The sequence below is a fragment of the Burkholderia sp. BE12 genome, assembly GCF_002959955.1.
In the GTDB taxonomy this organism is placed as follows: Bacteria; Pseudomonadota; Gammaproteobacteria; order Burkholderiales; family Burkholderiaceae; genus Burkholderia.
Genome location: NZ_PREY01000035.1, coordinates 64,502 through 70,845 on the forward strand (window position 1 = coordinate 64,502; position 6,344 = coordinate 70,845).

The following is a 6,344-nucleotide window of genomic DNA, read 5'->3' on the forward strand; positions in this document are numbered from 1 at the left end:
ACCGTCCCGAACGCAAAAAAACGCGCCGTCCGAGGAGGCGCGTTCGTTTGCGGGGACGCGATTCACGCGTCGAGTTTCGCGGGCTTCATCTTCGGCGTGAGCACGTGCATCACGGCCAGCGCGATCAGGTAGGCCGACGCGCCGATCGCGAACAGCACCCAATAGTGGCCCGTGCGCTGCAGCACCTGGCCGATCACTTCCGAGAACAACACGCCGCCGATCGAGCCGGCCATCCCGCCGATGCCGACCACCGACGCGACCGCGCGGCGCGGGAACAGGTCGGACGCGGTCGTGAACAGGTTCGCCGACCAGCCCTGGTGCGCGGCGGCGGCGAGGCCGACGATCAGTACTGCGATCCACAGGCTCTGCACCTGCGACACGAACGCGATCGGCAGCACGCAGCATGCGCAGATCAGCATCGCCGTCTTGCGCGCACGGTTCACGCTCCAGCCCGCACGCAGCAGCATCGACGACAGCCAGCCGCCGCCGATGCTGCCGACCGTCGTCAGCGCATAGATGCAGACGAGCGGCAAACCGATGTGCTGCATGTCCATCCCGCGCGACTCGTTGAGCCACTTCGGCAGCCAGAACAGGTAGAACCACCACACCGGGTCGGTCAGGAACTTGCCGACCAGGAACGCCCACGTCTCGCGCTTGCGGATCAGTTCGCCCCAGCGCGGCGCGCCGGCGTTCGCATTCGCCGCGTCGAGCGCTTCGGCTTCGTCGCGCGGCTCGTCGTACTCCGCGGCGAGTGCGCGCGTGTCGGCCGTGCGATACATCACCAGCCACACCGCGAGCCACACGAGGCCGATCGCGCCGATGATCACGAACGCCGCGCGCCAGCCGTAGGCCACCGCGATCGCCGGGATGATCGCCGGCGCGAACACCGCGCCGATGTTCGCGCCCGAGTTGAAAATGCCGGTGGCGAGCGCGCGTTCGCGGCGCGGGAACCATTCGGCCGTCGTCTTGATCGCGGCCGGGAAGTTGCCGCCCTCGCCGATGCCGAGCAGCGCGCGCACGAACGCGAAACCCGTCACCGAGCCGACCGCCGCGTGCAGCATCGCGGCGATGCTCCACACCAGCATCGCGACCGCGTACGACACGCGCGTGCCGAGCCAGTCGACGATGCGCCCGAAGCCGAGCAGGCCCAGCGCATAGAACGCCGAAAACGCCATTACGATGCGGCCGTACTGCACCTGGCTCCAGCCGATGTCGTGCTGGAGCATCGGCGCGAGCAGGCCGAGGATCTGCCGATCCATGTAGTTGATGACGGTCGCGAAAAACAGCAGTGCACAGACGGTCCAGCGATAGCGGCTGGCGGCCGCGCGCACGGCGCCGACGACGGCAGTGGGCATGAATGTCTCCGATGCGCGGTCGCGCCCGTCGCGCCGCACGCAGTTCGTTGACCGGCGACCGGCGCCGGGGCGAACGCCGGCGCGCTGCTGCGCACGGCGCGTTTCGCCGATCCGTCTGGAAAACGTTTTTCAAAGGATAGGGTGTCTGCCGGGGCCGTGTCAGTCGGGGATTTCGATGAGTCATCTCAAATTCATCGCGGGAAAAGAGACGACTGTTTCGCAGAGTGGTATTAATCGTTTTTCCCCTGATTTTCCCGCTGCGGCCCGGCCGGCGCGCGGATGCGGAGACACATGTCCGATTCCAGCCAGAATCGACGGCGGGGATGGTTTACAGTCGTCTCATGCGCCTCGATCCCGACACCTGCTACGACGCCCTGCTTTCGCGGAACCGCCGCTTCGACGGCTGGTTCTTCGTCGGCGTGGCGACGACCGGTGTGTACTGCCGCCCCGTCTGCCCGGTGAAGCCGCCGAAGGCGCGGAACTGCAGCTACTACCCGACCGCCGCGGCCGCCGAGAAAGCCGGCTTCCGGCCCTGCATGCGCTGCCGCCCCGAGCTCGCGCCCGGCCACGGGCTGCTCGATCTGTCCGGCAATCTCGCCGACGCGGCCGCGACGCTGATCGACGACGGTTTCCTGAACGCGCATTCCGTCGATGCGCTCGCACGGCGCGTCGGCGTGACCGAGCGCCATCTGCGTCGCATCTTCGGCGCGCAGTTCGGCGTGTCGCCGATCGAGTTCGCGCAGACGCAGCGGCTGCTGATGGCCAAGCGGCTGCTGACCGATACCGCGCTGCCGGTGGCCGTCGTCGCGTCGACGGCCGGGTTCGGCAGCGTGCGGCGCTTCAACGACCTGTTCCGCCAACGCTACGGCCTCAATCCGCTGCGGCTGCGCAAAGGGAAAGGGGCCGGCGCATCGGCCGACGGCGACATGACCTTCCCGCTGCCGTACCGGCCGCCGTTCGCGTGGGCCGACCTGATGCGTTTTCTCGCGCAGCGGCAGATCGATGGCGTCGAGCGGATCGACGCGCAGCGTTATGCGCGCATCGTCGACCTGCCGGACCGGAACGGTGGCCGCCGCGTGGCAGGCTGGCTGTCCGTCGCGCACGTGCCGCAGCGCTTCGCGCTGGCCGTGACCGTGTCGGCCGCGCTGACGCCGGTCGTGCCGGCCGTGCTCGCACGCGTGCGCCGGCTGTTCGATCTCGACAGCCGCCCCGACGTGATCGATGCGCATCTCGGCGATCTCGCGAGCGGCTCGCCGGGCCTGCGCGTGCCCGGCGCGTTCGACGGTCTCGAGATCGCGATCCGTGCCCTCGCGGGCGAGCAGCTTGCGGCGGCGCAGGTCGATACGCCGTTGCTCGCACGCCTCGCGAAACGCTTCGGCACGTCGGTCGACGGCGCGCCGCCCGGCCTCACGCACGCACTGCCCTGCGCCGCGACGCTGGCCATGCTGCCGCCTTCGGCCCTCGAGACGATCGGCATCGAGCGCGACACGGCACGCGCGATCGTGTCGCTCGCCCGCGCCGTCGACGACGGCACGCTCGCGCTCGAACCGATGGCGCCGCTCGACGCAACGCTCGCCGCGCTGCGCGCGCTGCCCGGTTTCGACGAACGCGCGGTGCAGTACGTCGCGATGCGCGCGATGGCGTGGCCGAACGCCTTCCCCGCCGACGACGCGTGGCTACCCGCCCGCACCGAACCCGCGGGCCCGCCGCCCTCCGCGCCGCATACCGCGCGCTGGGCGCCGTGGCGCGCGTATGCCGCATTGCATGTGTGGCGCCTTCATGGAGATGTGTTGCGATGACTCCCGCTCACCTGATTCCGAGCCCGCTGGGCGACATCGCCGTGCGCATCGAGGACGATGTGCTGACCGGCCTGTACTTCGTCGGCCAGAAATACTTCCCGTCGCTTGCGATCGTGCGCGAAGCGGACGCGCTCGCCACGTCGCCGGTCGCACGCCGGGTCGCGGAAGAAATCGCCGAGTACTTCACCGGCGCGCGCGACACGTTCTCGGTGCCGATCCACCTGCGCGGCACCGCGTTTCAGCGACGGGTATGGAAGGAACTGCTGGCGATTCCGTTCGGCGAACTCGTGTCGTACGGCGACATCACCGAGCGCGTCGGGCTGCCGATGAGCGGCGCGCGCGCCGTGGGCGGCGCGGTCGGCCGTAATCCGGTATCGATCATCGTGCCGTGCCATCGCGTGGTCGGCGCATCGGGCAGCCTGACCGGCTATGCGGGCGGCATCGACCGCAAACGTGCGCTGCTGTCGCTCGAAGGCGCCGGGTTCTCGCGCGACGCGCGCCATCCGGCGCAGCAGGCGCTGGCGTTTTGATATGCCGGGTTTCGCATTCGGCGCAGGTCGTGCGACCTAGCCGCCGCCGCGCTTGCGCATCGCATGCGCGACCCGCGCGTTCGCTTCGAATTTCGCGCGATGCGTCGAGAAAAACGTCCGCACGTTGCGGACGTTCGACGCGCCGGTGAACAGCCGCCGCGCGAATTCGTCGTATTCGGCGACATCGGCCAGATCGGCGACCACGACGAAATCCGGCCCCGGCGACACGCGATAGCACTGCGTGACGGCCGGCTCCGCGCACACGTACGCTTCGAACGCGTCGTAGTCCTCGGCCGTCTGCCGATCGAGGCTGATCTCGATCAGCGCGGTGACGGCCGTGCCGATCGCGACCGGGTCCAGCACCGCGACCTGCCGACGGATCACACCGGCCTCCGTCAACCGCCGCACGCGACGCATGCAGGTGGGCGGCGACGACAGCGCGCGCTCGGCCAGTTGCAGGTTCGAGACCGATGCATCCTCCTGCAGGATTGCGAGGATGCGCAGGTCGAGATCGTCGAGGGTGATACCGGCCATCGGCCTCTCCTCCCGGTCAGTGAGTGAAATTTAATTTCAACATGATAGACGATATACCGTAAATTTCACCCGACATAATTTTTTGAAATTTAATTCCATTTAGCTGGTTCTACCATCGCTCTCACTGATTCAGACAGGACATTTACGGAGCGCGATATGTGTGGAATTGTCGGGGCGGTTGCCCAGCGGGACATCCTGCCGAACCTGGTCGACGGCCTGAAGCGACTCGAATACCGCGGCTACGATTCGTGCGGCGTCGTGGTCTACCGCGACCGTGCGCTGGCGCGCGCCCGCAGCGTCGATCGTGTCGCGAACCTGCAGCGCGAGATCGCCGCGCAGGCGCTGTCCGGTTACACGGGCATCGCGCATACGCGCTGGGCCACGCATGGCGCGCCCGTCACGCTCAACGCGCATCCGCACTTCTCGCCGAGCGACGCCGACGCGCGCATCGCGCTGTCGCACAACGGGATCATCGAAAACTGCGATCAGCTGCGCGCGGAACTGCAGGCGCACGGCTATGTATTCGCGAGCCAGACCGACAGCGAGGCGATCGCACACCTGATCGACCACCTTTACGACGGCGACCTGTTCGATGCGGTACGGCGTGCGGTCGCGCGACTGCGCGGCAGCTATGCGATCGCGGTGATGTGCCGCGACGAGCCGCACCGGATCGTCGGCGCACGCGACGGGATGCCGCTCGTGGTCGGGGTCGGCGAAGGCGAGAATTTTCTGGCGTCCGATGCGATTGCGCTGTCCGGCATCACCGATCGCATTGCCTACCTGGAGAACGGCGACGTCGCCGACATTCAACTGCATCGCTACTGGATCGTCGACGCGGCCGGCCAGCGCGTCGAGCGCGCGGTGCAACGCGTCGCCGCGCATAGCGGCGCGGCCGATCTCGGATCGTATCGTTACTACATGCAGAAGGAGATCTTCGAGCAGCCGCAGGCCGTGGCCGATACGCTGCTCGACGTTTCGTCGATCATGCCGGAGCTGTTCGGCGACGGCGCGTGGCGTGTGTTCAACGACGTCGATTCGGTGCTGCTGCTCGCGTGCGGTGGCAGCTATCACGCGGCACTGACCGCGAAATACTGGATCGAGAGCATCGCGAAGCTGCCGGCCAGCGTCGAGATTGCCAGCGAGTTTCGTTATCGCGACAGCGTGCCGAATCCGCGCACGCTCGTCGTCGCCGTGTCGCAAAGTGGCGAAACGGCCGATGTGCTCGGCGCCGTGCATGTCGCGAAGCGCAGCGGGATGATGCACACGCTCGCGATCTGCAACGTCGCGACGAGTGCGCTGATGCGCGAATGTGCGCTGCAGTTCGTGACGCGTGCGGGGATCGAGATCGGCGTGGCTTCGACGAAGGCGTTTACGACGCAGCTCGTGGCGTTGTTCCTGCTGACGTTGTCACTGGCACAGGTGCGCGGGCGGTTGAGTGACGATGAAGAAAAGGAACATCTGCGGGCGCTGCGGCACCTGCCCGACGCGATGTCGAAGGTGCTCGCGCTGGAACCGCAGATCATGGCCTGGTCGGAGTTGCTCGCGCGACGCGACAACATGCTGTTTCTCGGGCGCGGGATGCATTATCCGATCGCGCTCGAAGGGGCGCTGAAGATGAAGGAGATTTCCTATATTCATGCGGAGGCTTATCCGGCGGGGGAGCTGAAGCATGGGCCGCTGGCGCTCGTCAGCAATGAAATGCCGGTGATCGCGGTTGCGCCGAATGACATGCTGCTCGAGAAGCTCAGGTCGAACATGCATGAAGTCAGTGCGCGGAATGGGCGGCTGTTCGTGTTCGCGGATGTGGACTGTGGGATCGTGCCGAGTGAGGGGATCGAGGTGATTCGGCTCAACGAGTATTACGGGCCGTTGTCGCCGATCTTGCATACGGTGCCGATGCAACTGCTCGCGTATCACGCGGCGCTGGCGCGGGGGACGGATATTGATAAGCCGAGGAATCTGGCGAAGTCGGTGACGGTGGAGTGAGGGGGGTGCCCCCGAACCTATCCGAATGTTTGTGTGTGAGGCATAAACTGATGGCCAAGGAGCCACTTTATGCCACGCAAACGCAAGGAAGAAGTGACGATTGAACCGGGCAAGGGCTTGAACCTGGACCCGGAACTGAT

At 66.9% G+C, this 6,344-nt stretch carries 5 protein-coding genes; 3 read left to right on the forward strand and 2 right to left on the reverse strand.

The features are described 5' to 3' along the window. Window positions 1-62 precede the first annotated feature (62 nt). A complete protein-coding gene (locus C4B30_RS29430) occupies window positions 63-1,355 on the reverse strand; it encodes an MFS transporter (RefSeq protein WP_027782224.1) in 1,293 nt (430 codons plus the stop codon). 323 nt (window positions 1,356-1,678) lie between these two features. Between C4B30_RS29430 and C4B30_RS29435 the strand changes: the two genes are divergently transcribed. Next, window positions 1,679-3,154: a DNA-3-methyladenine glycosylase 2 family protein gene (locus C4B30_RS29435; RefSeq protein WP_105133337.1), complete on the forward strand. Its 1,476-nt coding sequence runs from the start codon at window positions 1,679-1,681 to the stop codon at window positions 3,152-3,154. Further along, on the forward strand, window positions 3,151-3,684 hold the full coding sequence (locus C4B30_RS29440; protein ID WP_105133338.1) for a methylated-DNA--[protein]-cysteine S-methyltransferase: 534 nt from the start codon (window positions 3,151-3,153) through the stop codon (window positions 3,682-3,684). The genes C4B30_RS29435 and C4B30_RS29440 overlap by 4 nt, the downstream gene beginning before the upstream one ends. A gap of 36 nt (window positions 3,685-3,720) precedes the next feature. Here C4B30_RS29440 and C4B30_RS29445 read toward each other — a convergent pair whose 3' ends face one another. Further along, window positions 3,721-4,218 (reverse strand): Lrp/AsnC family transcriptional regulator, encoded by a 498-nt coding sequence (locus C4B30_RS29445; protein ID WP_105133339.1) that lies wholly within the window; start codon window positions 4,216-4,218, stop codon window positions 3,721-3,723. A gap of 156 nt (window positions 4,219-4,374) precedes the next feature. Here C4B30_RS29445 and glmS point away from each other — a divergent pair, with 156 nt between their 5' ends. Then, the gene (gene glmS, locus C4B30_RS29450; RefSeq protein WP_089501196.1) at window positions 4,375-6,204 is read left to right on the forward strand and encodes a glutamine--fructose-6-phosphate transaminase (isomerizing); all 1,830 of its coding nucleotides are present in this window, start codon (window positions 4,375-4,377) and stop codon (window positions 6,202-6,204) included. Window positions 6,205-6,344: the final 140 nt, after the last annotated feature.

Coding starts and splice junctions, on each gene's coding strand:
- C4B30_RS29430 (WP_027782224.1), bottom strand. CDS start 1,355: ATGCCCACTGCCGTCGTCGGCGCCGTGCGCGCGGCCGCCAGCCGCTAT.
- C4B30_RS29435 (WP_105133337.1), top strand. CDS start 1,679: ATGGTTTACAGTCGTCTCATGCGCCTCGATCCCGACACCTGCTACGAC.
- C4B30_RS29440 (WP_105133338.1), top strand. CDS start 3,151: ATGACTCCCGCTCACCTGATTCCGAGCCCGCTGGGCGACATCGCCGTG.
- C4B30_RS29445 (WP_105133339.1), bottom strand. CDS start 4,218: ATGGCCGGTATCACCCTCGACGATCTCGACCTGCGCATCCTCGCAATC.
- glmS (WP_089501196.1), top strand. CDS start 4,375: ATGTGTGGAATTGTCGGGGCGGTTGCCCAGCGGGACATCCTGCCGAAC.